Raw genomic sequence first — 25,979 nt, 5'->3', positions numbered from 1 at the left:
AATGACACGTCCCGTTCCCGCTACGCACAGCCAGCTCGACCAGCTGCTCACCGGACTGGTGGAACGGGTCGCCGAGGTGAACCACGCCGTCGTGCTCTCCGAGGACGGACTGGTCGTCAGCAGGTCCACGGGCTTCCTGCGGGACGACGCCGAGCGGCTGGCGGCGACCGCGTCCGGCCTGATGAGCCTCAGCAAGGGCGTCAGCATGGACTTCCGAGGCGGCCCCGTGCGCCAGGCACTCATCGAGATGGCCAACTGCTATCTGATACTCAGCACGGCAGGACCCGGCGCCCACCTCGCGGTGCTCACCAGCCAGGGCGCGGACGTCGGCGTGGTCGCGTACCAGATGAACATGCTGGTGAAGAAGATCGGCGAGCACCTCAGTGCGGCACCCCGCGCCGGCATCGCCATCACCGACAACGGCGAGTGAGGTGAACGGAGGCGACGCGGCGGGCCGTCTGGTACGGCCGTTCACGCTGACCGGCGGTCGGACCCGGCCCAGCCGCGCCGACTTCACCCTCATCACGATGGTCACCGCGGTGGACCCGCCGCCCGACCGGGCCGCCCGGCCGCAGCCCGAGCACACGCGGATTCTGCGGCTGTGCGCGCAGCCGGTCGTCGTGGCGGAGCTCGCCGCCAAGCTCGACCTGTCGGTGAGCGTCGTCTGCATCATGCTGTGCGATCTGCTGGAAGAGGGCCGGATCACCGCCCATGCGCCGCGCCAGATCTCCCGAACCTCGGACATGGACCTGCTGCAGAAAGTGAGGGACGGCCTTGGCCGGCTCTGACCCCGTCACCCAGGGGACCTCGGCACCCGATGCACCGGACACGGTCAAGATCCTGATCGCCGGAGGATTCGGTGTCGGCAAGACGACCATGGTCGGGTCGGTCAGCGAGATCGTCCCGCTGCGCACCGAGGAACCGCTGACCTCGGCCGGCCTTGGCGTCGACGACCTCAACGGCATCCCGGAGAAGCACGCCACCACCGTGGCCCTGGACTTCGGCCGGATCACGCTCAGCCAGGAACTGATCCTCTACCTCTTCGGCACGCCCGGGCAGCAGCGGTTCTGGTTCATGTGGAACGACCTCGCCATCGGCGCTCTGGGCGCGGTGGTCCTCATCGACGTACGCAGGCCGGAGTCCAGCTTCGCCGCGATCGACTTCTTCGAGCGGCGGGACATCCCGTTCGTCGTCGGCGTCAACGGCTTCCACGGAAAGCATCCGTACGACCCCGAGCAGATCCGTGACTCCCTGGCCCTGCCGGAGGGAACTCCCGTACTCCTCTGTGACGCGCGGGACCGCGAGTCGTGCCGGGACGTACTGATCGCCCTGATCGACCAGTTGATCGCCACCTCGGCCCAGAAGAACAGAAACGGCAGGCCCAGCCGGAGTCTGTGACGCACACGCTCCTCGGGCTGTCGCAGGAGAACGCGGCGCCGCTGCCGAGGCCTGGGCCGGATGCGGATCGGCATCGAGCCGCTTCCCTCTGTCGTCGGACCGTCAAGGTCCCGGCCGCGCCGGTGAAGTGCCATCGCTGGATTCGGGTGATTTCCGGCGGCCTGCCGCCCGTACCTCTCTACGCGCCGAGCCGGGTGATCTCGTCCGTCCGTAGAACGCGGGGTCCGGAACCGTCGAGCCGGGCGACGGCGATCATCGCCCGCCCGAGGTGCTCGGTGCTGGTCACGTAGCGGGGTGTCACGCGGCGCAGGAGTGGATAGAGCCAGGACGTGATCCGGTAGGCCACTCGGTACCACCGTGTTCGGGAGGTCTCCCCGTGGACGGGCTGGATCCATCCGGGACGGAAGGCGTACGCGCGCATGTCCATGGCCATCAGCGCGTTCTCCGTCCGGCCCTTCACCCGGGCCCAGAAGGCTCGCCCCCGTTCCGTGCTGTCGGTGCCTTCCCCCGACACGTACACGAATGTCAGGTGCGGATTCCCGGCCGCCACGACTCGCGCCGCCTCCATCGCGTAGCCGTACGTGATCCTCTCGTACTCCTCGCGATTGCGCCCCACCGACGACACTCCGAGGCAGTAGAAACACGCGTGCGCCCCTGACAACTGCGCCGCGATCGGGGTGAGATCGGAGAGGTCATCGTGCCGCACTTCGCGAAGCTTCGGCGCGTTCTTGCCGAGCGGTCGCCGTACGACGGCGATGACCTCGGCCACCTCGGGGTCTTCCAGGCATGCGCGCAGGACGCCTTGCCCGACCATGCCCGATGCACCGAAGAGAACTACCTTCACGTCGACTCCGTTCCAGGTTTCGTACTTGAGGGTTCCATGATCAGCCCATTGCAGGTGAACGGTCGCCACCGGAATCCGGTGTTTTCCGCGTACGACCACATACCGAGTGCCGCGTTCGGTGGACCAGGGCCTGTCCGGCGCGTCTTGCCGGACAGGCCCTGGTCCCGAGGAGGGCTCAGCGTTGGAGCGTGAAGGTGAAGTCGCCGGAGAGCTTGCCGCTCAGCCGGACGGCCGAAACGAGCTTCCCCTCCGTGATCAGTCGCTCGACCTCGGCCCGCGAAAGACCGCAACCTTCAGCGATCAGTCGCACCGGCCGGACCGGGATCCGCGCCGCGAAGCGGACCGATACGTCGATCACCTCGCGGTCCAGGTGATCCGATCCGCCGGTGTCGAGGCGCCAGGCGTCGTCCCAGTCGAGGGCGATGCGATTACGGCGCCGCACGACCGGATCCTGGAGCAACTCAGCCGCCAGACCAGGGTCGTTGTCGTGCATCCGGTCCAGCAGCTCAGGTCGTACGGAGCGCACATTCATCCGCTCCAGGACCGTGAGCTTGGCCGTGTCCCCGCAACCCGTACAGAGCACGAGGAGCCAGGCGTCGAGGAGTTTGTGGTTTGCGTTGACGCGAAATTTTCCGCTGGTCCGGAAGCGTTCGGACGCGCACGCGTGGCAACGGCGGAGAACGGTTGGCAGGCAGGTGGGCATGACCACCCAGCTATTGAGCACAGAAGTACACCGGTTTCAGTGAGAAGTCCGCAGCAAAAAGGAGCGCGGCGCACATGCGCGACGCGCGACAGATCAGCTCTCGGGAGGTCTCACAGGGTGTACAACGGCACGTCCTTACCCAGACGACTTGGCTCGGCAGCACGGTAGTGGCGCACAGCGGCGCCGTTCCACTGGTTTTTCGAACGACTCAGCTCGACAGGATCTCGACGTACCCGTCCGTCCATCAGGCCGCCGACCTCCGTCACCAGGCCCGCGATTCCGACGAACAGCGGCGACCAGCTGGGGTCCGTGTAAGCCGTGACCATGCTCCGTCGCACGGCCGGTCCCACCACTGGTTCGACGTGACCGCGAATTCAGATGCGGTGGATAACTGCCTCGCCGTCGTCTTCTTAAACTCGCCTCAAGAAGGCCTCCTAATGTCTTCCGTGTCGAAGCCGGACGGCTCCGGCGAAAGGAACCACGCAGCAGGTGAGCTGCGCTTATGGAGGAAATATGAGCTTCAAGAAGGTTGCCGCCATCAAGCACGTCAAGGACGCCAAGCCGGCGAAGCCTGCCAAGACCAAGACGGCGAAGCCGAAGCCCCGCAAGCGCCCGATCAAGCACTGAACGGTTCCGGGGTGAAAGGCGGGTCCGCGGCAGCAAGTCGCGGGCCCGCTTCTGGCATGTCGGAGCCCGATTCAGGAGTGGCAGTGACCTCATACGACGATCAGCAGACGATGCAACTGCGCCTGGCGCAGGTGCCACGCGTAAGAGGCCGTCACCGCCGAGCCGGTCTCCTGCGCCCGCACGGCACCCAGACACTCGTGGGACTTCAGCCGGAGCGTGTAGCCGCCGACCCCGCCGAGGCGGAGGGCGGCGACACGGCCGCGGCGCCCCAGCTCACCATGCGGCAGGCGTTCTCCCGCTTCTGGCCACTGACGAACGACGACCGGCGGTGGCTGGTGCTGATCTGCAGCTGTGTCGTCGTGGCCGCGCTGTGCGAGACAGCGGCGATCCTGCTGTTCGGTGAACTGACCGACCACGCGCTCCAGAAGGGCTCACTCAGCGCCTTCTGGGCACCGGCGGGCCAGTGGCTGGCCGTCGCGCTCCTCGGCGCCGCTGTCGGATACGCCGGCAACTCGGCTGCCGTGTGGACCGCGGAGCGCTTCGTCATGCGGCTGCGTGCCCGCGTCTTCGGGCACGTCCAGGACCTGCCGCCGGACTTCTTCCAGCGACACCGCCAAGGCGACCTGGTGGAGCGGTTGACGGGAGACGTCGAGTCCATCGAGGAGATGGTCGTCTCCGGCGTCGTCGGCATCGTTTCCGCGATCTTCAACGTCGTACTGTTCTCGGCCGCAGCCCTGTGGCTGCGCTGGGACCTGGCCCTCGCCACCTTCACCCTGGCCCCTGTCCTATGGTTCACGGCCAGGAAGTTCTCCGCGCCCATCAAGTCGGTCGCACGCGAGGAGCGCGTCGCCGACGGAGCCATCACCTCGGTCGTCGAGGAAGCACTCGGCAACGTCGTGCTCACCCAGGCCTACAACCGCAAGAACGCCGAGGAGAAGCGGCTGCGGCGCGAAGCCCGCGCATGGATGCGGGCCTCAGTGACCGGGGCACGCATGAGTGAGCTCTACGAACAGGCCGTGGAAGTCATCGAGACGGTGTGCGTCCTCGGAGTGATCGGACTGGGCGCCTGGGAAATCTCCCAGGACCGCATGACCATCGGCCAACTCCTGTCCTTCGCCGCCTTCCTGGGCTATCTGTACCCGCCGCTGCGCAGCCTCGGCCAACTCGGCCTGACCGTCACCGCGGCCACCGCGGGCGCCGAACGGCTGCTGGAAATCCTCGACACACAGCCGGCCGTCACCGACCCGCCCGCGCATCTGGCCATCACCCCCTGGCGCGTGCGCGGGACCGTACAACTCGACCGGGTCGGCTTCCGCTATCCGGGACAGGACGCGCCCACCCTCCACGACGTATCCCTCACCGCACGGCCCGGTGAATTCGTCGTGGTCACCGGACCGAGCGGCGCGGGCAAGTCCACCATCGCCAAGCTGCTCCTGCGCTTCTACGACCCCACCGAAGGAAGTGTCCGGCTCGATGGTGTTGCCCTGGACACCATCCCGGTGTCCTACCTGCGCGAACACGTCACTCTGCTGCCCCAACAGACCTTGATCCTGCACGACACCATCCGCGAGAACATCGCCTGCGGCCGCCCCGGTGCCACCGATCGGGAGATCGAACAGTCGGCCCGCTCCGCGGCCGCCCACGGCTTCATCGCCACACTCCCGGAGGGCTACGACACCCCCATCGACCCCCACACCGCCCGGCTCTCCGGCGGGCAACTGCAGCGCATCGCGATTGCCCGTGCGATGCTTCGCGACGCGCCCGTACTGATCCTGGACGAGCCCACGACCGGACTGGACGCCCTGGCCGCCCGTCGTGTGATCGGCCCGCTCCGCGAGCTGATGTCCGGCCGTACGACCCTCATGATCACTCATGACCTGCAGCTGGCTCCGCAGGCCGACCGTATCGTCGTACTCGACCACGGGCGGCTGGTGGAAGGCGGGACACATCACGAACTCCTCGCCCGCCGCGGGGTCTACGCGGAACTGCAAGGAGCACCCCACGGCGTCCGGCTCAAGAAGTCCGGACCCACCGACGCCCGCTTCGACGAAACCAGTTGGTGAATGCCGTACGACCGCCCCCGCCAGGCGAAGCCGTACGACGGTGTCGGCTCACCACCAGGTATCACCACCAGGTATCACCACCAAGAGGTGGGATAGACCTCTCGCTGCAGACGGGCGGAGACCATCTGCACCACGACGAGCAGCACCGCACCGGCGGCCAGCAGGGGTACGAAGCGGTTGGCGGACGGGTGGGTGACCATGATCATGACTGCGGTCGCCATGGCGGGCGGATGGGCCGCCTTGAGCACGAGCACGAGTCCGCAGGCGATGCCGCAGGCCACGGCCGCGGCCCACGGGCCGTGCCAGCCGAGGGCGAGTACCGCGAAGCAGACGAGGCAGGACAGCATGTGGCCGCCGATGACATGGCGGGGCTGAGCGAGAGGCGACTCGGGAGTCGCGGTGACGATCGCCATCGTGGCGGCGAGCGGTGGCACAAGCACCGTCTGGTGAGTGAGCGTCCCCAAGGCCACCAACACGGCCAGCCCGACGGACGTGGTCACGGCCGCCGATGCGACCGTGCGCCGTGGCGGGCGTGGTTCGCCGTTTTCCCGACGGCGAACGGGAGGCCGCTTCGCCAGGCGGGTCGGGGCGTTCACGGCTTCCCGTATCCCGGGCGCGTCACACGCCATGAATACGACATACCTGTCCCGATGGAAGGCCGACAGTTGCAGCAAGGCCGACAGCCGTAGATCTGCCCAGCCGACAGCGCGCGGCATGCCTCCGCGGCAGGTGGGGAGAAGGAGCGATCTCGGTCCTGCCGGGTGGGGCGCACACCTTCGGGGCGCACGGAAGCAGCAAGGGAACTCCTCGGAACCGTCCCCGCTTCCGGCCCACGGCGGCTCGTCGTCCGTGAAGACGGGGATCACGCCCTGAATCCTGACGTCGCAGGCCAACGCCTGTCCAAGCCCGCCTCGTTATCGCTCGATCGAGGGCCTCTATCGAACCGCTTGTGCCGAGGCCACCGAGCAACAGCCGTTCCCCGCCTCCATGGTTCTATCCACGTCGGGAGTGCGCGGGGGGAGTGACACGGGCGGAGGCAGGAGCGGCCTGTCGCAGGGGGATGGCCAGCGTCGCTTGGAGCCCGCCGCCGTCGGCGTCTCCCAGGGTGAGTGTGCCGCCGTGGAGTTCTGCCTGCTGCTGTACCAGGGCGAGTCCGAGACCGGAGCCGTGGCTGCGGGGCCGACGGCCCCGTGCGAAGCGTTCCTTGACGGCTTCCCGTTGGTCGGCGGGGATGCCGGGCCCGTCGTCGGTGACGGAGAGGTAGGCCAGCGACGAGTCCCATACGAGGGATGCGTGGACCTGCCCGTGGGGTTGCCGCCCGTGCAGGGCCGCGTTGTTGAGCAGGTTGTCCACGGCCAGCCGCAACCCGGCGGGCCAGCCCTGGACGCGGGGAGCGCTGCCGGCAGCGAGGGACAGGGAGTAGGTGGTCGTGGGATGCCGGTGCTGCGCATGTCGTACGGCTTCATCCAGCAGCGCGGGCAGATCCACCGTGGCACGGGGCGGGAGCGCACCGGCATCTCCACGGGCGAGGATCTGCAGGCCCTCCAGCAGTGTCGTGATGCGGTGATGCTCGACGACCATCGCGTCGAGGGCTTCCTGTCGCTGGGCGGCGGGGAGGTGCGGGTTGCGCTGCAGGGTTTCCAGGTTCATGCCGATGGTGGTGAGGGGGGTGCGCAGTTCGTGCCCGGCGTCGGCGGTGAAACGGCGGGTGGCGTGCATGCTGGTCTGGAGCTGGCCCAGCATGCGGTTGAGGGAGGCGGACAGGTCCGCCACCTCCTGCGGCCGGGTGACTGTGGGCAGCTCCTGGTGGGTGTCGGCGGGGCGGATGCGTTGTGCGCCGGTGCGGAGCCGCTGTAGAGGCTGCAGGACCACTCTGGTGATCAGCCACACGCCGCCTGCCGTGAACAGCATGGACAGCACGGCGACGCCGGCCACGATGCGGGTGTTGTCGGCCAGCCGCTGCTCGATGGGGCCGAGGTCCTGAAGCACCTGAAGGCGTTCGCTGCCGGTGTCTTCCACGGGCTGCACCAGGGAACGCCAGGTCTGGCCACCGGCTCGGATGGTGCTCAGGCCGTCCGAGGCGGGGACCGGAATATCGACCGTGAGCTGGTCACCGCGCTGGGCGACGATCTCGTTGCCGGAGATGAGCCGGACCAGGGACTGGCTGCCGGCGAGGAGGCCGCCGTAGTCGTCGCTCCCGACCCGGTCGGCGCCGTCTCCCGTGGAGAGGAGTTTGTCGGCGTCCTCCTGCACCTTGGTGGCGCGGGCGGTGAGCTGCCGGTCGACGTCGGTGCGGTCACGGTGGTCGATGCGGTCCACGATGACGAGGCCGGCGACGCCGACCACGAGGACCACCAGGAGGGCGACACTCGCGGTGATCTGTGAGCGCAGGCTGCGCGGCAGGGGGAGCCTCATGTCCGCAGCGCGAATCCGACGCCGCGCACCGTCTGCAGGATCCGCTTCTCGCCGTCGGCCTCGAGCTTCTTGCGGAGGTAGCCGATGAAGACGTCGACCACGTTGGTGTCCACGTCCCAGGTGTAACCCCACACCTGCTCAAGGAGCTGGGCGCGGCTCAGAACCTGGCCCGGGCGCTGGGCGAGCGCCACCAGGAGATCGAATTCGCGTGTGGTCAGCCCCAGCTCACGGCCCGCGCGCGTGGCCTCCCGGCGGGCGGGTTCGATGGTGAGGTCACCCAGCAGGAGAGGGCGCTGCCGACTGCCCTCGTGGAGGCGGACCAGCGCGTGCAGCCGGGCGGCGAGCTCGGCGACCGAGAACGGCTTGACCACGTAGTCGTCGGCGCCGGCCGCAAGACCCGCCACCCGGTCGTCGACCTCGTCGCGTGCGGAGAGCATGCACACCGGGATGGTGCGCCCTTGCAGCCGCATGCGCCGTACCGCCTCCACCCCGCTGATGCCGGGCATGACGACGTCCAGCAGGACGACCGAGGGCAGCTGCGCGGCAATCGCGTCCAGACCGGCCTCCCCGTCGGGGGCCTCGTGGACGTCGAAGCCCTCGACGGACAGTCCCAGCCGCAGGGCCTGGCGGACGCCTTGGTCGTCGTCCACCACAAGCACCAGCGGCTTTCGCCGGGAAGCCGACATCGCCCCTCACTTTCCGTGCCGGGCGAGACACCCAAGCCGTATCGCAATTGCGGATGACCGGGCCCGGACGAGACGGACGGGCCCGTCCGGCCAGCCACGACCAGGATGGCTGATCTTTCACAAAACAGATTAAGAACGGCGGGGCCACGCCGCTGCCTGCGCCTTCTCAAAGGCGTCATGCCTTCTCGAAGGAGCCGCGACTCCTTAAGGCGCCACGCCTTCTTAAAGGCGCCACAAAAACGCCCTCCACGCTGGTCGTCGAAGCGCCCACCAGGGTGCCTGTCACCCCCGTCACATGTCCGAGGGAAGGTAGTGATGACCACATCCAATGCGGCGGCCACCGGCCACCGAAGGCCGCCCGCGCCGCAGCGCGGCGCCCTCAGGTTGAGCCTCGCCGACCTGTTGGGGCCGGCCGCCATCGCCTCAGTGGTCGCCGTCGTATTCCTCTGGATCCGCAATCAGGGCCTGCTGAGCCTGACCACCGTGGACACCGCCGTCGGATCGCTCGGCCTGCTCACCGGGCTGGTCTCCGCCGATCTGATGCTGCTGCAGGTCGTGCTCCTGGCCCGGATCCCCTGGGTCGAGCGGTCCTGGGGCCACGACCTGCTCACCCGGCGGCACCGCTGGATCGGGTTCGCGTCGTTCTGGCTGATGATGGCGCACGTCGTCCTCTTCGCAGTGCAGCGCATCTCCCGGGACCCGGCCAGTGCTCTGGACGAGCTGTGGAAGCTGTTCATCACCGACCCGTGGATGCTGTTCGCCACGATCGGCACCATCGCGGTGATCATGGTGGTCGTCACGTCCGTCCGGGCGGCCCGCCGCAGGCTGCGCTACGAGTCCTGGCACCTGCTCCACCTGTACGCCTATCTCGGCGTCGCCTTCACCTTCCCGCACATGCTGGAGGACGGCGCCGACTTCCACGAGGCCTGGGCCCGCACCTACTGGTGGACCCTGTATCTGTTCGCGGCGGGCGTCACCGTCCTCTATCGGCTCGGCTGGCCCGCCTGGCGCTCCCTCTACCACCGCCTGCGCGTGGCAGAGGTACGCCCCGAAGGGCCCGGGATCTTCTCCGTCACCATGCGCGGACACCGGCTGGACAGACTGCGCACCGAGTCCGGACAGTTCTTCATCTGGCGCTTCCTCGACGGCCCCGGCTGGTCCCGCGGCAATCCGTACACCCTCTCCGCGGCGCCCACAGCCGACCGCCTGCGGATCACGGTGAAGATCGCCGGAGACGGAAGCGAGCGCCAAGCCCGGCTCAAGCCCGGCACCCGCGTGCTGATCGAGGGCCCGTACGGCACGCTCACGGCACGGCAGCGGCGTCACCCCCGCATGCTCCTGATCGCCGCCGGCATCGGCGTCACTCCCATGCGAGCCCTGCTCGAGGACACCGCCTACGCCCCCGGGGAAGCAGTTCTCCTCTACCGCTACACCGAGGCGGAACACGCCGTGTGCGCCGACGAGTTGAGGCAGATCGCCGGCCGGCGCGGTGTCGAACTGCACTTCATGCCCGGCCCCCGCCGTGCCGACGACTCGTGGCTGCCGGCCGGCGTCGGCACCCATGCCGATGACGCCCAGGTGCTCAAGGAACTCGTCCCAGACGTCGCCAACCGAGATGTGTATGTCTGCGGTCCGCCTGCCTGGCTTTCCGCGGTTCGCAAGGCAACCAGGTCCGCCGGCGTGCATCGAGACAGCCTGCACACCGAGGAATTCGCCTGGTAGCCCGTAAACCGTAGTTCATAACCCGAAATCGATAACCCGTAATCCGGTGGAATCCGCCAATCCGCCAACCGTAATTCGCAAATATCCGAAGGAGTAATCATGCGCCGCATCACCCTTTGGCTCACGGCCACCCTCGCCGTGACCGCCCTTCTCTTCGCCTACCAACTCAACCTTTCCGGGAGCGGTGCGAAGGGAGGCGAGACCAAGGACGAGGAACCCGTCGCGACGGCCCCTGCCAGCCCTGGCACCGACGCGTCCGCGAGCCCCGTCGATCAGGCGAAGCCCGGTGACGACACACCCGGAGACGGCGAGCACGCCGGCAAGCCGGGCGAGAACAAGTAGCTCACCGCCTTGCGCCCTGCCCGCAACATCCTGAGCTGCTGGGACCGCCCTTGACGGGACCGACGGTCCCAGCAACTCGCCATCCCGAGCCGCACCTTGGACCGGGATCACCGCACCTACGTCCACGGTGCGCTGCCCCCGAACGTCCACCCGCTCCGCCGACCCACTCGGATTCATCAGCAAGGCGAAGGTGCCCACGTGACGACCTCGACCGCATCAGCTGCTGTGGCAGAAGCTCTGGCATTTCTCCGGCAGTTCACCCGAACCGCGAAAATGACGGGATCCATCGCGCCCAGCGGAGCCGCCCTGTCCCGTGCTCTCACCCGCCACGTCCAACCGGGCAGCCCGGACCAGCCGCGTGCCGTGCTGGAAGTCGGACCGGGCACCGGAGCTGTTACCCGCCACCTCGCGCAACGCCTCGGCCCCAACGACACACTCGAACTCGTCGAGGCCAACCGCCCGTTCGTCGACCACCTGGCGGCGGCTCTGCGGCACGACGCACGGCTGGCAGCCATCGCCCCGCGTACCCGTCTGCACCACGGCCTCATCCAGGACCAGCAACTCGGGCACTACGACCACATCGTGTGCGGACTGCCCTTCGCGAACTTCCCGCCCTCGCAGATCGAAGCCGTCGTCCGCCAACTCCTGGCGTCGCTCAGACCTGGTGGCCGGCGCGTCCGGGGCGAGTCCTGACACGTGAGTGGCTGCTCAAGTCCCTCTGGGGCGAACAGGGGGGACCCACCTCCAACACCGTCGACTTGTACGTCATGTACTTGCGCCGCAAACTTGAGGCGGGCGGTTACTTCCTTTCCGTACCTGGAGCCGGCATGTGGGTGCCCTGCTCCTTGTCGTTGTCGGTCGGTACCGCGGGGTTGTAGGTCAGACCGCCGGCGTTGACCATGTAGCAGACGACCAGGCCGATGGCGGAGATGACCAGAGCACTCCACAGGGTGATGCGATGCATGACGGCTTCGCTCCTTGGGACCGGGACAGGGACGGTTACGGCTACCAGGCGAAGACTTCGGTGTGTATGTCTTCCTCGCGGACGCCCGCGCGGCGCAGTGTCGCGTGGACCGCGGAGGCCCACGGGGGAGGGCCGCACACGTAGACGTCCCGGCAGGTCAAGTCGGAAACGGCGTGACGCAGTACGGGGATCTCATCGGGTTGGGCGCCGAAGTCGGCCGGCAGCCATGAGCCGTCGGGGCCGCGTCCTCCCGGCAGCAGGACCAGGTCGACGCCGCGGCGTGTGACGAGCTCCTGCAGCTCCGTTGTGAAGAGCCGGTCGTCTTCACTGCTGAAGCGGTAGATCAACGTCGCCTCGCCGGGGCCGTATCGCGTGTCCTCCAGCAGTGCCCGCAACGGCGTGATGCCGATTCCGGCCGCGAGGAGCAGCATCTTCGGCCAGCGGCGCCGACGCGCGGTCATGGTGCCGTAGGGCCCTTCGATCAGCGCACGGGTACCGGGCCGCAGCGTGGCGGCGCGGGCGCTGCCGTCGCCGGACTCGCGGACCGAGATACGGAGCCGGTCGTGCTGAGGTGCCGCGGACAGGGCGTAGGGGTGGCCGCGGGTCCAACCGGGTCCGTCCATGAAACGCCAGATGAAGAACTGCCCCGACCTGGCGTGCAGTTGGTCCAGCCGACGGCCCGTCAGCGTAATCGACACCACGCCGGGCGCTTCGGTGCTCACTTCCTCGACCCGGAGCCGGTGGTACAGAGTCCGGCACAGCGGCAGACCGAGACGGAAGACAAGGATGCAGGCGGCGGCGAGGACGTATTCGGTCCACAAGTACGCCCGTGCCCACTGCGCGTGGAACTCCGGGCCGGTCACGAGCATGTGCGGCAGGATGAGAATCAGGCCGAGGTAGGTGTAGAGGTGCAGCAGGTGCCAGCCCTCGAAGCGCAGTCGCCGACGGGCCCAGCGCATCGACGTGACCATGACGCCGATGATGAGGACGGTGCCGACGGTGGCCGCGAGCATCCACGGTTCAACTACGTAGAGCTCGTAGGTCCGTTGCAAGGCGGTCGACCAGTCGCGGGAGACCCGCTCGAGGGTCTGGGCCACGAGGTGCGCCATCATGAACCAGAAGGACGCGAACCCGATCCAGCGATGCTGTCGAGCCAGGCGGTCGTGCCCCCAGGCTCGTTCCACCCATGGGATCCGCGCCAGGAGGACGACCAGCAGGAGCATGAGCTGCGTCGCGATGAGCGAGGACAGCAGCCCCAGCATGCCGACCGTGGACTTCATGCCCAACGGCAGGGGCAGCCCGTGGTTCAGCAGCCACAGGCCGACAGGGGCGACGGTCGAAAAGACCGCGAGGGTGCCGAGCAGGTCTCCCCACCCGGGCCGGTAACGCTTTGGACGTGGTGACGTTCCGTCCGGAGGCTGGGGCGATCGGTCCGGAGATACCTGATGAATCGTTCCCATGGACACCCTCTCATCACACCCGAGGCGTGTAGCCCAGTCCCGCTACGTGGATGGCGCTGCGCAAATCAGGATGATGGAGTTTTTTGTGACCACTTTAAGAAGGGCCACCCGCTCTTCCGGACCGAAACTCATTGGCGAACTCGGGCCCTCACAGACGAACATGGCACGCATGAGTGACCAACCCGCGCGATGGAGCCAGGCGACCGTCTACCCCGACATGTGGGCCGACCCGGACGACGATCCCCGCAATGAAGACGTCAATCCGGACGGGGAGCTTGCGACGCTGCTGGACTTCCTGGCGAACTACCGCCTGACCCTGCGGATGAAGTGCGAGGGCCTGGACGCGGAGCAACTTGCCCGCCGGTCGGTTCCGCCGTCGACGATGTCGCTGCTCGGCCTGCTTCGCCACCTTGTCGAGGTGGAACGGGACTGGCACAACTGGATCGGCGACGGCGATCCGCTGCCGAAGCTGTACGGCGAGCGCGACGCGGACTTCGACGGAGCCGTCGCCGATCAGGCCCAGGTCGATGCCGCGTACTCCGACCTGGCGCGCGAGCAGGCCGCGACCGACGCCGCGCTGGCCGGGCACCCGGATCTGAGCGAGCGTCTGGGGGAGGACGGAATCACGGTTCGGGGGCTGATGGTGCACAGGGTCGAGGAGTACGCCCGGCACTGCGGGCACGCCGACCTGTTGCGCGAGTGCATCGACGGAAGGGTGGGCCAGTAACCCGGGCCGTGACTTCGCCCTTGGCGGCCGGGGCCGAAAGCTTGAGCTCACCGGACCGGACCTTGGTGAAGGTCCAGACGGATAAATTCCGAAGGCGCTTTCTCTGCCTCATTCATGAGGGTTCCTCAGGTGAATGTGAGAGGTGTTCATAAAATTTCCGCGCGCAGCCGGATGCACGACTCTCCATTTGGTGCGATCGGAATGTTTCCGAATGAATCCGAGCGTCTCCGAGTGTCTCCGAGTGTGAGAAAACGCCTAGGATGTATTTCTCTCAGCCTTGGGTGCCGACGAGTGCGATGCGCGATGATGTGGGCATGGCGTTGTCGACGGCGTTCACGGAACTGTTCGGGGTGCGGCATCCGATCGCGCTGGCACCGATGGGCGGGTCTGCCGGTGGTGCGCTGACGGCAGCCGTCTCGCGGGGCGGCGGGCTCGGGTTGCTGGGCTCGGGGAACGGGGATCCGGACTGGCTGGCCCGCGAAGTGCCGCTCGTCGAGCAGGGCACCGACAAGCCGTGGGGCATCGGCTTTCTGACCTGGCAGATCGACACGCGCGCGGTCGAGCGGGCACTCGAACACCGGCCCAGGGCGGTGATGTTCTCCTTCGGCGACCCCAGCGCGTACACCGAACGCGTCCGCCGGACCGGCGCGGCACTCATCATTCAGGTCACCGACCTGGAAGAGGCAAGACAGGCCGTGGACCTGGGCGCTGACGTCATCGTGGCGCAGGGCACCGAGAGCGGTGGGCACGGGGCCCGGCACGGGCGGTCCACCTTGCCGTTCGTGCCGGTGGTGGTGGATCTGGCAGCACCGGTGCCGGTGCTGGCGGCCGGCGGGATCGCCGACGGCCGCGGCCTGGCGGCCGTCCTGGTCCTCGGGGCCGCGGGGGCGCTCATCGGCACCCGCTTCCAGGCCACCGCCGAAGCCCTGGTCCACCCCTCGACAGTCACCGCAATCGTCGAGGGGCACGGGCAGGACACCGAGCGCAACCGCGTGCTCGACATCGCCCGCGGCTCCCGGTGGCCCGCCCGGTACACCGCCCGCACGCTGGGCCATCGCTACCTCGACCAATGGCGGGGCCGGGAGGCGGAACTCGCCGCGGACGCCCGGGCCCAGACGGAGTATCAGGACGGCGTCGCCCGGGGCGACTTGCCGCCGCTACCGGTCTGGGCGGGTGAGGCGGTCGACCTCATCACCGACCAGCCACCCGCAGCCGACCTCGTCGGCACCCTGGCCACACAGGCGGAGGACGCCCTGAACCGCGCGGGACGGCACTGAGCACAGCACCCGCCCATGCCCGGCGTGGAGTGCGTTCAGTCAGTGATGTCGACCCCGTATCCGCGCGCCAGGACATCGAGCCCATGGTCATAGCCCTGGCCGACAGCGCGCAGGCGCCAGACCGGACCCCTGCGGTAGATCTCCGCAAGCAACATGGTGCGTTCGGTCGTTGCGGCGTCCAGGGTGGCCCGGGCGAGTGGTGCCCCGCTGCTGCCGGGCGCCGCACCGATCTGGATCGCGCCGACGGTCCCGAAGGTGGTGGCGCCGTCGATGGCCGCGGCGATGACGACCTTTCGGGTTGCGGGCGGAAGGGATGCCAGGTCGAGGGCGATGGTCTGTTCGGCGGGACCGCCGGTGAGGAGTCGCACGGTGCCGGCGGGGCTTTCCGGGGCGCCGTAGAAGATGAAGTCCTCGTCGAAGGTGACCTGTTCGTCCTCGTCGAGGATGAAGGCGACGACGTCGATCTCGCAGTCGGCCTGTGGAGCCCAGCCGGCGGTGACGTACCACTTGAGCGCGGGTGTGCCGTTCGGGACGGGCAGGTCGATGACGTCGCCCCTGGGCATTACCTGTGGGTCCTGCGGGCGGGCAGCCGCGGTGTCTTGGTCGGCTACTGCCGGTGCGGTGAGCCAATCTTCGTCATGCACGGGGAGTTCAAGAGCGGTGATGCGCAGCATCCGACGGTCCTTCGCGCCGTCGGCAAGAAGGACGACGTCGGTGACGCTGGCCGACAGGTTGACCGCTGCGGACCCGCCCAACTCGACGACACGGGTACGGGCTGCGGAGGCATCGGCATGGGCGCCGCCGAGCACCAGTACCCGACTGCCCGTCAGCGGCCCGTCCGAGGTGCCGGCCGGGTTCTCAGGTAGGCGCGGAGCGGGAACGGATACGCCGAGGGGGAGCGCCGGGAGGACAGGTACCGCAGGGACGGGTGTGGCAGAGCCTGTGGTGGATACGGGTTCCTCGGCCGAGACTTGTGCGGTTGCCGGCTCCGCCACGGGTGCGATCAGGGCGGCAGTGGTAGTCGTCGCCTCATGAGCTGTCCCGGTCCGTACGTCGGTCAGCAACTGCAGGAAGGTGTGCTCATCGATGACCGGTACGCCTTCGGCGATCGCGCGTCGGGCCTTCGCCGAATCGGACGTCGGCTCGTTGGTGACCAGAGCGCTGGTGTGCCGGCTGACGGTCGTCATCATGTTCAGTCCGGCGGCAACCGCCCGCCCGACCAGCTCCGCCCGGGCGTGGGCGGTCTCACCTGTTATCGCGATCTTCATCCCCTGCTGGAGCGGCCCGCCGGGCATCAGCCGTCCCGGGTTCCGGTACGCGCAGGGCGTCTTGGGCGGCTGCGGCGTGAACTGGGATTCCGCCCGAGGCGGGCAGGTCACCAGCGGCAACGGCAGATCGAGCCGTGCCGCCTCGCGCAGAGATGCCCGCAGGATGCCCGCCAGCACCCGGGTGTCGTCCAGTGCGTCATGCGCCCGCACCTGCGGTACGCCGTAATGAGCGGCGAGGGTGCCCAGCTTCATGTCGTCCGTCGGCGGATCCACCTGACGGTTGAGGGCCAGCGTGCACAGCCGCTGCGACACCGGCAGCCACATCCGCGCACGGGAGAACTCGTGGGCCAGGAAGTCGTAGTCGAACTGGGCGTTGTGGGCGACCAGGATCCGGTCCTGGAGCATCGCGCCGATGCGCCCCGCGACCTGGTCGAAGGTCGGCGCGCCCCGCAGTCGCTCGACGGTCAGCCCGTGCACGTGCACGGGTCCCGGGTCGCAGCCGGGGTTGAGCAGCGTGGAGAACTCTCCGGTCTGCTCGCCGTCCGGACCGATCGTCACCACCGCGACGGACAGCACCCGGTCCCGCCTGGCCATGAGTCCGGAGGTCTCCACGTCGACCAGGGCCCAGTCGTAGGCGTAGTCGCCCGTGGTGGGCACGTCGAAGGAGGCGGAGACGAGACTCATGGCGCCAAGGATGATCGGCTATTCCACACTCCTTCAACCCGTATGCCGTTTTGCCCTGCTCTGGAAGGACGTCATGCCGTGCCGAAGTCGACCACTGTCGAACAACCGCACGGAATGTACGAGGGCAGCCGCCGATGCCTGATTGGGCGGTGGCTCTGACCAATTCAGACGCGTCGGCCGGGCGGCGGAATCCCGTGGCGACGCTCTGTGCGGACCCGGAGATGTCCACCTGGAAGCGGGGGCGCCCTGGCCGGAGGGATGCCGGTGGTCACCCAGCGTTCAGCGCGAACTGGGCGGTGTCCAGGCGTGGTGGGCCTGGCCGGTGCTGATGGGCGCGCCCCGCTGTCGCAGGCACTCCAAGCGGATGTCCCGACCCCGCCGGTCGTCCGCCTCCGCCCGGACCCGGACTGCGACTCGCCGTTGGCCGGCACGGTGCGGGGGCGCAGGCCGCCGAGGATCGTGGCAGCGGAGTCCCGGCGTAGAAGCGGGCGGGATCCACCGACGGTCACCGATCCGGTGACCGTTGGGCTCGCCGCTGCCCGAACGGCGGACGCGGCACTCGCCCGGATGAACAACCACCACCCCTGAGGCCCACCGTCGCGCGGTCCGAGGGGCGATTGTCAGTGCCGGGTGCCAGTCTGGGGTCACACAGGAACTGCGAAGGGAAATCGCTGTGATCACCACTGATTTCGTGCCCGGCTCCCCCTGTTGGCTCGACCTCGGCGCACCCGATGTTCCGGCAGCCGCGGCCTTCTACGGCGCGGTGCTCGGCTGGGACTACGAGCCCATGGGAGAGAGCGAGGACATGGAGGGCGGGATGTTCCGGAAGGACGGCAAGATCGTCGCCGGACTCGGCAAGCTCACCGAGGAAGGCGCCCGCCCGGCCTGGATGATCTACTACAGCGTCGCCGACGCGGACGCCACGACGAAGGCCGTGGAGCGCGCGGGCGGCACGGTCCGGGTGGCGCCGAGGGACCTCGACGGCTGGGGCTGGATGGCGCAGTACACCGACCCGTCGGGCGGCCAGTTCGCCGTCTGGCAGCCGGGGAAGAACAAGGGCGTCGAGCTGGTCGACGAGCCGGGATCACTGTCCTGGACAGAGCTGTACACGACGGACGCCGCGGCCGCGAAGGAGTTCTACGGCGGAGTCCTCGGCTGGCAGTTCAGCGACATGCCGCTGCCGGGCGACGGCGGCACATACTCCCTGGTCACTCCCGCCGGACTTCCCGAAGAGCGTATGCACGGAGGCCTCATGGAGGTCCCGGCGGACGCCCTCGCCCTGGCGAACGGACGACCGTACTGGCACCCGGTCTTCGCCGTCGCCGACTGCGACGCCGCGGTCGCCACGGTCACCGAGAAGGGCGGCAGCGTGCAGATGGGGCCCGCGGACATGGAGGGTGTAGGCCGGCTGGCCGTCTGCATCGACCCGTCGAACGCGGATTTCGTGGTCCTCGCCCCGGTCGAGAGCTGAGCCCCGCGTCCGCCGAGGTCTTACGGACCGGTGACGTGACAGGCGCGGTGCTGCCGCACGGCGCCTTCGCGGTCCTAGCGTTCCGTACATGCGAGTACTGGTCACCGGCGCAGCCGGGTTCATCGGGTCCCATGTCGTCGAGGCGCTGACCGCGAGAGGGCACGAGACCGTCGGGTTCGACCTGCGCCACGGCTCGGACGTGCGCAGTGCCGGCGCGGTCGCGTCCGCACTGCCGGGCGTCGACGCCGTGTGCCACCAGGCGGCGATGGTGGGGCTGGGGACGAGGTTCGGCGACGCGCCCGAGTACGTGTCCCACAACGACCTCGGTACGGCGGTCCTGCTTGCCGCGATGGCCGAGGCAGGGGTGCGGCGGCTGGTGCTCGCGGGGTCGATGGTCGTGTACGGGGAGGGTTCGTACCGCTGCGACCGGCACGGGGTGGTGCGGCCCGGGCCCCGGAGCGTGCGGGACCTGGAGGGCGGCGGCTTCGAGCCCATGTGCCCGGAGTGCGGGCGGGAGTTGACGCCCGGCCTTGTCGGTGAGGACGCTCCGGTCGACCCGCGGAACGTGTACGCGACGACCAAGCTCGCCCAGGAGCATCTGTCGGCGGCGTGGGCGCGGTCCACGGGCGGTTCGGCGGTGTCGCTGCGCTACCACAACGTGTACGGGCCCGGGATGCCGCGCGACACCCCGTACGCCGGTGTCGCCTCCTTCTTCCGGTCCGCACTCGCCCGTGGAGAGGCCCCGCGTGTCTTCGAGGACGGCGGCCAGCGACGGGACTTCGTGCACGTACGGGATGTGGCGGCGGCCAACGTGGCGGCGCTGGAGGCCGAGCCCCCGGAGGGAGCGTTGACCATGTACAACACCGGGAGCGGGCAGCCGCACACGGTCGGCGAGATGGCGTGCGCGTTGGCCTCCGCGTACGGGGGACCCGAGCCGGTCGTGACCGGGGAGTACCGGCTCGGCGACGTACGCCACATCACAGCGGACTCGTCCCGGCTGCGTGCCGAGCTGGGCTGGAAGGCCGAGGTCGGGTTCGTTGAGGGGATGCGGGAGTTCGCGACGGCGAAGCTGCGCGGGGAGTAGCGCCCCGTAGGGTGCCTCCGCTCACGCCTCGGCTGTGGGAAGCGTGACCTCGAATCGGCAGCCGCCGGGCACGTTGTGTACGGCGGCCTGGCCCCGGTGGGCCTCCACGATGCCACGGACGATCGCGAGGCCGAGCCCGGCTCCCGCGGGAGGAGTCCGCGCGTGGGTGCCCCGCCAGCCCGTGTCGAAGACGCGCGGGAGGTCCTCCTCGGGGATGCCCCCGCAGCCGTCGGTGACGGACAGTACGACACCCTCGTCCGACCGCTCTGCCGCGATCGCGACCGTGCCGTCGGCCGGTGTCCGCCGGATCGCGTTGACCAGCAGATTGCCCAGGACGCGGCTCATCTCCTTGCCGTCAACCTCGACGGGCACCGGCTCGATCCGGTCGCCGACCAGCCGTACTCCGTACTCCCGCGCGAGCGGGTCCGCTCCCGCGAGGGCGTCGCCGACCAGGTCGTACAGCGAGATCCGGGAGGGGGAGAGGGCGAGCGTCCCGGCGTGTATGCGGGACAGCTCGAACAGGTCGCCGACCATGTCGTTGAGGCGCTCGACCTCGGTGCGCATCTGGCGGAGATAGCGGTCCGGGTCGGCCGCGACGCCGTCCTCCAGAGCCTCCGACATCGCCCGCAGTCCGGCGAGCGGGGTGCGCAGGTCGTGCGAGATCCACGCGACGAGTTCGCGGCGCGAGGTCTCCAGGGCGCGCTCGCGGTCGCGGGACTCGGCGAGCTTGGCGCTGGTGGCCGCCAACTCCCGGCTCAGCGCGGTGAGTTCGGCGATCGCCGGGCCGTCGGGGGCCGCGAAGTCACCGTCGTCGCCGAAGGAGCGGGCGGCGAGAGTGAGTGCCCGGCTGCGGCCGACGACCCAGCGGCCGAGGAGGAGGGCGGTCGCCAGGGAAACGACGGCCGCCATCGCGACGACCGTGGTCACGACGCTCAGGTCGTGCGAGGACAGGAACATCGCCCAGGCCACGGCCAGCGTCCCGGCGAGCATCGCGGTGACGGCCACGGCGGCGACGACGGCGAGGGACGCGGTCAGCGACCGCCGCCGGATCAGCCAGAGCGCACCCGCCCCGAGCAGCCCGGCCGCGGCGGCGCCGAGGAAGGCGTAGAGGGCGATGAACAGCATGTCGCGCATGGTCAGACCATCTCTCGGCGGGGTGTGGTGTCGAGCATGGTCAGGACCATCTCTTCGCGTGGTGTCGTGTCGAGCATGGTCAGGTCGCTTCCCCGGGATGCGTGGCATTGGGCATCGTCAGACCGCCTCTTCGCGGGGCGTGGCGTCGAAGCGGTAGCCGACGCCCCACACGGTCTGGATCAGCCGCGGTCGCGCCGGGTCGTCCTCGACCTTCCCCCGTAGCCGGCGTACGTGGACCGTGACCGTCGACAGGTCCCCGAAGTCCCAGCCCCAGACCTCGCGCATCAGGTCCTCCCGGCTGCAGGCGCGGCCGGGATGGCGGAGGAAGAAGGCGAGGAGGTCGAACTCGCGGATGGTGAGGGCGAGTTCCGTACCGTTCTTGGTGGCGCGGCGGGCGGCGGGGTCGACGGTGAGACCGGCCGCGTGGAGGGGGCGGGCGTCGGCGGCGGGCCGTGTGCGGCGCAGGACCGACTCGACCCGGAGCACCAGTTCCCGGGGGCTGAACGGTTTCGTGACGTAGTCGTCGGCGCCGACCTCCAGGCCGAGGATCCGGTCGTCCTCGTCACCGCGGGCGGTGAGCATGATGACGGGCACGGGACCGCGCGCCCGCAACCGCCGGCACACCTCGAGACCGTCCATCCCCGGCAGCATCAGGTCGAGGACCACCATGTCCGGCCAGTGCGCGGCGGCCCGGGCGAGCGCGGCAGGCCCGTCCGCGGCCCGGTCCACGGCGTATCCCGCGCGGTCGAGGTAGCCGGAGACGACCTCGGCGACGGTCGGATCGTCGTCGACGACGAGAACGCGCGTCGTGGCCCCGGACCCGCCCGGGGTCGTGTCCCCGTGGCCGTTCGGAGCACGCCCGGCACCTGGGGGTTCGTACGGCTGCTGCATGCCTCCAGCCTCCCACCGGCCCTGCCCCCGTGCCGCCGGCGCGGGTCGACGTCCGTGTTTCGTAAGGAGGTCAAGCCCGATATGTTCCTTTCGCGTTCGTAAGGTGAAAGCCGTGACTGCAAATCGCGCCCTTCCCGTAACGGACCCGCAGGTCGACGTGGTCCTCCCCTGTCTGAACGAGGCCGAGGCCCTGCCCTGGGTACTCGCCCGCATCCCCCCGGGCTGGCGCGCACTGGTCGTGGACAACGGGTCCACGGACGGCTCGGCGGAACTGGCCCGCGGCCTCGGCGCGACCGTCGTTCGCGAGGCGCGGCGCGGGTTCGGCGCCGCCTGCCACGCCGGGCTGACCGCCGCCACCGCGGACTTCGTGTGCTTCTGCGACTGCGACGCCTCGCTCGACCCGTCGCTGCTCGTCCCCTTCGTACGCGAGGTGCGGGACGGGGAGGCGGACCTCGTGCTCGGGCGGCGCCGACCGCAGAGCCGGAGCGCCTGGCCCGTGCATGCCCGGGCGGGCAACCTCGCCCTGGCCCGGATGATGCGCCGCCGCACGGGACTGCGCCTGCACGATCTCGGGCCGCTCCGTGCGGCCCGCCGCGAACCGTTGCTCGCCCTCGGCCTCACGGACCGCCGCAGCGGCTACCCGCTCCAGATGGTCGTCCGCGCCGCCGACGCGGGCTGGCGTGTCGCCGAGCACGACGTGCCGTACCTGCCCCGTACCGGTGCCTCCAAGGTCACCGGCACCTGGCGCGGTACCTGGCAGGCGGTACGGGACATGCGCCGCGTCCTGGCCGAACCACCGGCGCCGATCATGGCGGCCGCCCCCTCCCAGGGAGGAACCGCCCAGTGAGCACCCTGCTCGTCATCGCGAAGGAGCCACGGCCGGGGCGGGTGAAGACCCGGCTCACGCCGCCGTTCACGCCCCGGGAAGCGGCACTGCTCGCCGAGGCGGCCCTCGTGGACACCCTGCGTACGGTGGCGGCGACGCCAGCCTCGCGCCACGTGCTGGTGCTCGACGGCGCGCCGGGCCGCTGGCTGCCGCCTGGCTTCGACGTCGTACCGCAGTGCGCGGGAGGTCTGGACGAGCGGCTCGCCGCCGCGTTCGCCGGCTGCGAAGGGCCCACGCTGCTCATCGGCATGGACACCCCTCAGGTGACGCCCGAACTTCTCACCGTGGACTTCGCCGACTGCGACGCGTACTTCGGACCGGCCGAGGACGGCGGCTTCTGGGCGCTGGGGCTCGCCAGCCCCGACCCCGAACTGCTGCGCGGCGTACCGATGTCGACGCCGACCACGGGTGCCGTGCAGCGGGACCGCCTTACAGCCGCGGGCCTGCGCGTGCGCGAGCTGCCCGCTCTCCGGGACGTCGACACGGCTGCCGACGCGGAGGCGGTCGCGTCGGCGGCACCCGGCGGCCGGTTCGCCGCGGAGCTGGCCCGCGTGCGGGCGGTGAACCGCCGATGAACACGGGATTCGGCGCTCCCGCTGCCCCTGCCGGGCGGCTTTCCCCGCCCCCGCCATCCCTGCTCCGCGGCGAGCCGCCGATGAGCACGGGATCTGGCGCTTCCGCTGTCTCTGCCGGGCGGTTTTCCTCGCCCCGCCCGCCTGCTGTGGAGCTGGCCCGCGTGCAGGCGGTGAGCTGCTGATGAACATGGGATCTGGCGCTTCCGCTGCCTCTGCCGGGCGGTTTTCCTCGCCCCGCCCGCCTGCTGTGGAGCTGGCCCGCGTGCAGGCGGTGAGCTGTTGATGAGCACGGGATCTGGCGCTCCCGCCGCCGGGCGGCTTTCCCCGCCCCCGTCACCCCTACCCGTGCCCGCCTCCGGAGGGTCCCGCTCCCGGCCCGAACGGCCTCGACATCGAACGCCGGACACGTCGTCGAGTCCCACCACCCCCTGGTCGGCCGACCCGTACTCCGATGCACTCCGCACCGGCCAAGGCCCCCTCTACCTCCGCCGTCCCGACGGCTGGTTGCTTCCCCTCGACGTCGAGCGCTGGTGTGCACGGGCCGACGCGGCCGATCTGGAGGCGCTGCGGCGCTGCGAAGGCGCTGTGCTCGATGTGGGGTGCGGGCCGGGGCGGCTCGTCGCCGAGCTCGCGGCGCTGGGCAGGCCCGCGCTCGGCATCGACGTCAGCGAGGCCGCCGTCGCCCACACCGTGCGGCTCGGCGGGCAGGCCTTGCACCGGTCGGTCTTCGAGCCGCTCCCCGGCGAAGGCCGCTGGGACACCGCCCTCCTCATCGACGGCAACGTCGGCATCGGCGGCGACCCGGCCGCCCTGCTCCGACGGATGTCCCAACTCCTGTCCTCCGGCGGCCTGTTGATCGTCGAGGCCGTCCCGGACATGGACGTCGACGAACGCGTCGACGTCCATGTCGTCCGCGTCGCCAACGCCCACGGCGCCGCGGGCCCGGCCTTTCCCTGGGCCCGCCTCGGCGCCCCGGCCCTGCTGAGGCACGCGGCGCGCGCGGGCTGGCGCCCGGACGGTCAGTGGGAGGCGGGCGGCCGCTCCTTCGTCGCCCTGCGCAACCGCAGCACGAGCAGCACCGCGGAGCCCCCGAACAGCGCGGCCGTGATCAGCAGCCAGCGGGACAGGAACCCGTCGCCCGACAGGCCGGTCGCGGACTGGTAGTGGTCCGCCACCTGCCCGCTGATCAGCGGAAACCACACCAGTAGCAGGAGAGCGGAGAGCGCCGCCGGCACCCGGACGAAGACCGTCCACTCCCGGCGGCCGACCGCTCCCAGCGCGCGTGAGAGAGCGCGGTCCGCCCCCGCGTACAGCGGCAGCAGCACCAGGTCGTGCAGCACCGCCGCACCCACGAACCACAGGGCCACCCCGAACCAGTCGCCCGCGAGCAGCTGCACCCCCGCGTAACCGGCGAGCGCGAACGAGCAGGCGAGCAGCAGGAGTTGCAGCGGACTGCCGATGGCAGCCTTCGTGAACGGTCGTCGCATCACAGGTCTCCGAACGTCATCCGTGCGACCCATTTCGTGTTCAGCACCCCGGGCGCCGCCGGGACGATGACGCGTGCCGGGTAGCCGTGGTCGGGTGTCAGCTGCGCGCCGTTGACGAACAGGGCGAGCAGGGAATCCGGGTCACGCACCTGGTTGTCACGCAGCGCCGCCCGGCGGAACGCCCCGTGCCGCTGGAGCGACTCCACCAGGACGTCCGGCGCCTGCTCATAGCCCACGAGACGGGCCAGATCCCGCAGCCTTACTCCTCGCCACCGCTGGTCGGACGTCGACCAGCCCTCCACACAGGCGATGGGCAACGCGGCACTGTGCAGCGGGAGTTGCAGCAGCTCGTCCCGGCTCAGGCGGACCGTCCGCCCGCGTCCCTCGACGACCAGCCGCCAGGCCTCCTCGCTCGTCTCCGTCGCGCTGATCCCGCGCGACTTCGCCGTCTTGTTGATCTGGAACGCGCCGGGCCCGGAACCCGGTTCGGGGCCGCCGTGCGGTGCCAGCAGAGCCGTCTCCCGCAGCGGGCCGTCGAAGCTGTGGCCCGCCGTCGTGGCGAGCAGCAGCAGCGATCCGCCGCCGACGAAGCCGAGGGCGCCGCGCCGCGAGACGGTGGGCTTGGCGGGATCCGGCGACACCAACTCCTCGTTCCCTGGAGACACCAACTCCTCGTCCCCTGAGGGGTGTTCCTCCCGCAGGTGGCGCAGATTGCGCAAAGCTGTCGGCACCTTCAGCACCGCGTGCGTCACGAACGCCGCGAAGAACACCCAGGCCCCGTAGAAGTGCAGCCGATAGAAGGAGCCGGGGAAGAGGTAGTCGAGCTGGACGTTCAGCACGCCCGTGATGAACTCGAACAGGGCGCCTCCGACCAGCAGAAGCAGCGAGATCCGCTCCAGCCCGTGCGCGAGGGACCGTACGGGCGGCAGCGCGAACAGCTTCGGCACCACCGACCACAGTTTCGCCAGCAGTACGGGGATCAGCGTGACGCCGAGCGTCACGTGGACGCCCTGCGTGAGCCGGTACAGCCAGTGCGGGTCGGTCGGCCACGAGAAGAGATAGAAGCCGAGCAGACCCTTGTCCGGGGTCATGTCGTTCACCCGCGACAGGCCCGGGTTGTAGGCGGCGTACGACAGGAGACCCGTCACGAACAGCACCGTGATCCCGCCGAGCAGGACGATGCCCAGCACGGAGGTGAACCAGGGGCCGCGCAGCGGACTGCGCCAGAAAGCGGGGGAGGAAGGGGACCGAGGCATGCCTCGACCGTAGGC

27 protein-coding genes are annotated in these 25,979 nt (G+C 69.8%); 15 read left to right on the top strand and 12 right to left on the bottom strand.

The window, feature by feature from the left end; genetic code table 11:
• The first annotated feature begins 1 nt into the window (after window position 1).
• Genes OG266_RS06025 through OG266_RS06015 form a run of 3 tightly spaced genes read left to right on the top strand, consistent with a single transcriptional unit; the run spans window position 2 to window position 1,398 of the window.
• Window positions 2-430: a roadblock/LC7 domain-containing protein gene (locus tag OG266_RS06025; protein WP_266472805.1), complete on the top strand. Its 429-nt coding sequence runs from the start codon at window positions 2-4 to the stop codon at window positions 428-430.
• Window position 431: 1 nt separating this feature from the next.
• Window positions 432-788: a DUF742 domain-containing protein gene (locus tag OG266_RS06020; protein ID WP_266472804.1), complete on the top strand. Its 357-nt coding sequence runs from the start codon at window positions 432-434 to the stop codon at window positions 786-788.
• Window positions 775-1,398, top strand: coding sequence for an ATP/GTP-binding protein (locus OG266_RS06015; RefSeq protein ID WP_371543604.1), 624 nt, complete (start codon window positions 775-777; stop codon window positions 1,396-1,398). The genes OG266_RS06020 and OG266_RS06015 overlap by 14 nt, the downstream gene beginning before the upstream one ends.
• Window positions 1,399-1,576: 178 nt before the next feature.
• On the opposite strand, the gene OG266_RS06010 is transcribed toward OG266_RS06015, so the two are convergent.
• The 3 genes from OG266_RS06010 to OG266_RS06000 all read right to left on the bottom strand — a co-directional run bounded on the left by OG266_RS06010 (window position 1,577) and on the right by OG266_RS06000 (window position 3,271).
• Window positions 1,577-2,242 carry an NAD-dependent epimerase/dehydratase family protein gene (locus tag OG266_RS06010; protein ID WP_371543602.1) on the bottom strand — a complete coding sequence of 222 codons (666 nt, stop codon included), beginning with the start codon at window positions 2,240-2,242 and terminating at the stop codon, window positions 1,577-1,579.
• Between the two features lie 175 nt (window positions 2,243-2,417).
• Window positions 2,418-2,966, bottom strand: a complete 549-nt coding sequence (locus OG266_RS06005; protein ID WP_371543599.1) for a DUF1062 domain-containing protein — start codon at window positions 2,964-2,966, stop codon at window positions 2,418-2,420.
• 89 nt (window positions 2,967-3,055) lie between these two features.
• On the bottom strand, window positions 3,056-3,271 hold the full coding sequence (locus OG266_RS06000) for a hypothetical protein (protein ID WP_371553181.1): 216 nt from the start codon (window positions 3,269-3,271) through the stop codon (window positions 3,056-3,058).
• Between the two features lie 384 nt (window positions 3,272-3,655).
• Between OG266_RS06000 and OG266_RS05995 the strand changes: the two genes are divergently transcribed.
• Entirely contained in the window at window positions 3,656-5,635 is a 1,980-nt protein-coding gene (locus tag OG266_RS05995; RefSeq protein WP_371543597.1) for an ABC transporter ATP-binding protein, read from the top strand.
• A 74-nt stretch (window positions 5,636-5,709) separates the two neighbouring features.
• On the opposite strand, the gene OG266_RS05990 is transcribed toward OG266_RS05995, so the two are convergent.
• The 3 genes from OG266_RS05990 to OG266_RS05980 all read right to left on the bottom strand — a co-directional run bounded on the left by OG266_RS05990 (window position 5,710) and on the right by OG266_RS05980 (window position 8,736).
• Complete coding sequence (locus OG266_RS05990) at window positions 5,710-6,135, bottom strand: HPP family protein (RefSeq protein WP_371543594.1); 426 nt, start codon at window positions 6,133-6,135, stop codon at window positions 5,710-5,712.
• A 493-nt stretch (window positions 6,136-6,628) separates the two neighbouring features.
• On the bottom strand, window positions 6,629-8,050 hold the full coding sequence (locus tag OG266_RS05985; protein ID WP_371543592.1) for an ATP-binding protein: 1,422 nt from the start codon (window positions 8,048-8,050) through the stop codon (window positions 6,629-6,631).
• Window positions 8,047-8,736, bottom strand: a complete 690-nt coding sequence (locus tag OG266_RS05980) for a response regulator transcription factor (RefSeq protein WP_266472796.1) — start codon at window positions 8,734-8,736, stop codon at window positions 8,047-8,049. Before OG266_RS05980 ends, OG266_RS05985 begins: the two co-directional genes overlap by 4 nt.
• 315 nt (window positions 8,737-9,051) lie before the next feature.
• Between OG266_RS05980 and OG266_RS05975 the strand changes: the two genes are divergently transcribed.
• From OG266_RS05975 to OG266_RS05960, 4 genes are all read left to right on the top strand, one after another.
• Window positions 9,052-10,458, top strand: a complete 1,407-nt coding sequence (locus OG266_RS05975) for a ferric reductase-like transmembrane domain-containing protein (protein WP_371543588.1) — start codon at window positions 9,052-9,054, stop codon at window positions 10,456-10,458.
• Window positions 10,459-10,557: 99 nt separating this feature from the next.
• A complete protein-coding gene (locus OG266_RS05970) occupies window positions 10,558-10,800 on the top strand; it encodes a hypothetical protein (protein WP_266472794.1) in 243 nt (80 codons plus the stop codon).
• Window positions 10,801-11,073: 273 nt separating this feature from the next.
• Window positions 11,074-11,493 carry a class I SAM-dependent methyltransferase gene (locus OG266_RS05965; RefSeq protein WP_371552660.1) on the top strand — a complete coding sequence of 140 codons (420 nt, stop codon included), beginning with the start codon at window positions 11,074-11,076 and terminating at the stop codon, window positions 11,491-11,493.
• Window positions 11,385-11,678: a helix-turn-helix domain-containing protein gene (locus OG266_RS05960; protein WP_371543585.1), complete on the top strand. Its 294-nt coding sequence runs from the start codon at window positions 11,385-11,387 to the stop codon at window positions 11,676-11,678. The genes OG266_RS05965 and OG266_RS05960 overlap by 109 nt, the downstream gene beginning before the upstream one ends.
• Here the strand turns inward: OG266_RS05960 and OG266_RS05955 are convergent.
• Both OG266_RS05955 and OG266_RS05950 read right to left on the bottom strand, forming a co-directional pair.
• The gene (locus tag OG266_RS05955; RefSeq protein WP_266475081.1) at window positions 11,600-11,764 is read right to left on the bottom strand and encodes a hypothetical protein; all 165 of its coding nucleotides are present in this window, start codon (window positions 11,762-11,764) and stop codon (window positions 11,600-11,602) included. The two genes, OG266_RS05960 and OG266_RS05955, sit on opposite strands and share 79 nt — an antisense overlap.
• A 41-nt stretch (window positions 11,765-11,805) precedes the next feature.
• Entirely contained in the window at window positions 11,806-13,224 is a 1,419-nt protein-coding gene (locus OG266_RS05950) for a ferric reductase-like transmembrane domain-containing protein (RefSeq protein WP_371543582.1), read from the bottom strand.
• A gap of 160 nt (window positions 13,225-13,384) precedes the next feature.
• Between OG266_RS05950 and OG266_RS05945 the strand changes: the two genes are divergently transcribed.
• Window positions 13,385-13,951, top strand: a complete 567-nt coding sequence (locus OG266_RS05945; RefSeq protein WP_371543579.1) for a DinB family protein — start codon at window positions 13,385-13,387, stop codon at window positions 13,949-13,951.
• Between the two features lie 314 nt (window positions 13,952-14,265).
• A complete protein-coding gene (locus tag OG266_RS05940) occupies window positions 14,266-15,228 on the top strand; it encodes an NAD(P)H-dependent flavin oxidoreductase (RefSeq protein WP_371543576.1) in 963 nt (320 codons plus the stop codon).
• 35 nt (window positions 15,229-15,263) lie between these two features.
• On the opposite strand, the gene OG266_RS05935 is transcribed toward OG266_RS05940, so the two are convergent.
• Window positions 15,264-17,180: a TerD family protein gene (locus OG266_RS05935; RefSeq protein WP_371543574.1), complete on the bottom strand. Its 1,917-nt coding sequence runs from the start codon at window positions 17,178-17,180 to the stop codon at window positions 15,264-15,266.
• A gap of 673 nt (window positions 17,181-17,853) precedes the next feature.
• On the opposite strand from OG266_RS05935, the gene OG266_RS05930 reads away from it, so the two are divergent.
• Together OG266_RS05930 and OG266_RS05925 are read left to right on the top strand one after the other, a co-directional pair.
• Entirely contained in the window at window positions 17,854-18,651 is a 798-nt protein-coding gene (locus tag OG266_RS05930; protein WP_371543571.1) for a VOC family protein, read from the top strand.
• Between the two features lie 88 nt (window positions 18,652-18,739).
• Window positions 18,740-19,735, top strand: coding sequence for an NAD-dependent epimerase/dehydratase family protein (locus OG266_RS05925; protein ID WP_371543568.1), 996 nt, complete (start codon window positions 18,740-18,742; stop codon window positions 19,733-19,735).
• Window positions 19,736-19,756: 21 nt separating this feature from the next.
• Here the strand turns inward: OG266_RS05925 and OG266_RS05920 are convergent, their stop codons facing one another.
• Window positions 19,757-20,869, bottom strand: a complete 1,113-nt coding sequence (locus tag OG266_RS05920; protein ID WP_266472783.1) for a sensor histidine kinase KdpD — start codon at window positions 20,867-20,869, stop codon at window positions 19,757-19,759.
• A gap of 117 nt (window positions 20,870-20,986) precedes the next feature.
• The gene (locus tag OG266_RS05915; protein ID WP_371543564.1) at window positions 20,987-21,760 is read right to left on the bottom strand and encodes a response regulator transcription factor; all 774 of its coding nucleotides are present in this window, start codon (window positions 21,758-21,760) and stop codon (window positions 20,987-20,989) included.
• Window positions 21,761-21,863: 103 nt separating this feature from the next.
• Between OG266_RS05915 and OG266_RS05910 the strand changes: the two genes are divergently transcribed.
• The 3 genes from OG266_RS05910 (at window position 21,864) to OG266_RS05900 (ending at window position 24,385) form a co-directional block, all read left to right on the top strand.
• Complete coding sequence (locus OG266_RS05910) at window positions 21,864-22,607, top strand: glycosyltransferase family 2 protein (RefSeq protein ID WP_266472779.1); 744 nt, start codon at window positions 21,864-21,866, stop codon at window positions 22,605-22,607.
• Window positions 22,604-23,221, top strand: a complete 618-nt coding sequence (locus OG266_RS05905; RefSeq protein ID WP_371543559.1) for a DUF2064 domain-containing protein — start codon at window positions 22,604-22,606, stop codon at window positions 23,219-23,221. The genes OG266_RS05910 and OG266_RS05905 overlap by 4 nt, the downstream gene beginning before the upstream one ends.
• A gap of 282 nt (window positions 23,222-23,503) precedes the next feature.
• Window positions 23,504-24,385 carry a class I SAM-dependent methyltransferase gene (locus OG266_RS05900; protein WP_371543556.1) on the top strand — a complete coding sequence of 294 codons (882 nt, stop codon included), beginning with the start codon at window positions 23,504-23,506 and terminating at the stop codon, window positions 24,383-24,385.
• A gap of 322 nt (window positions 24,386-24,707) precedes the next feature.
• Here OG266_RS05900 and OG266_RS05895 read toward each other — a convergent pair whose 3' ends face one another.
• Window positions 24,708-25,964: a molybdopterin-dependent oxidoreductase gene (locus tag OG266_RS05895; protein ID WP_371543553.1), complete on the bottom strand. Its 1,257-nt coding sequence runs from the start codon at window positions 25,962-25,964 to the stop codon at window positions 24,708-24,710.
• Window positions 25,965-25,979 lie beyond the last annotated feature (15 nt).

The organism is Streptomyces sp. NBC_00554 (assembly GCF_041431135.1).
GTDB lineage: Bacteria > Actinomycetota > Actinomycetes > Streptomycetales > Streptomycetaceae > Streptomyces.
The sequence above is the reverse complement of the archived record's forward strand: the minus strand, read 5'-3'. Positions and strand labels throughout refer to the sequence as shown.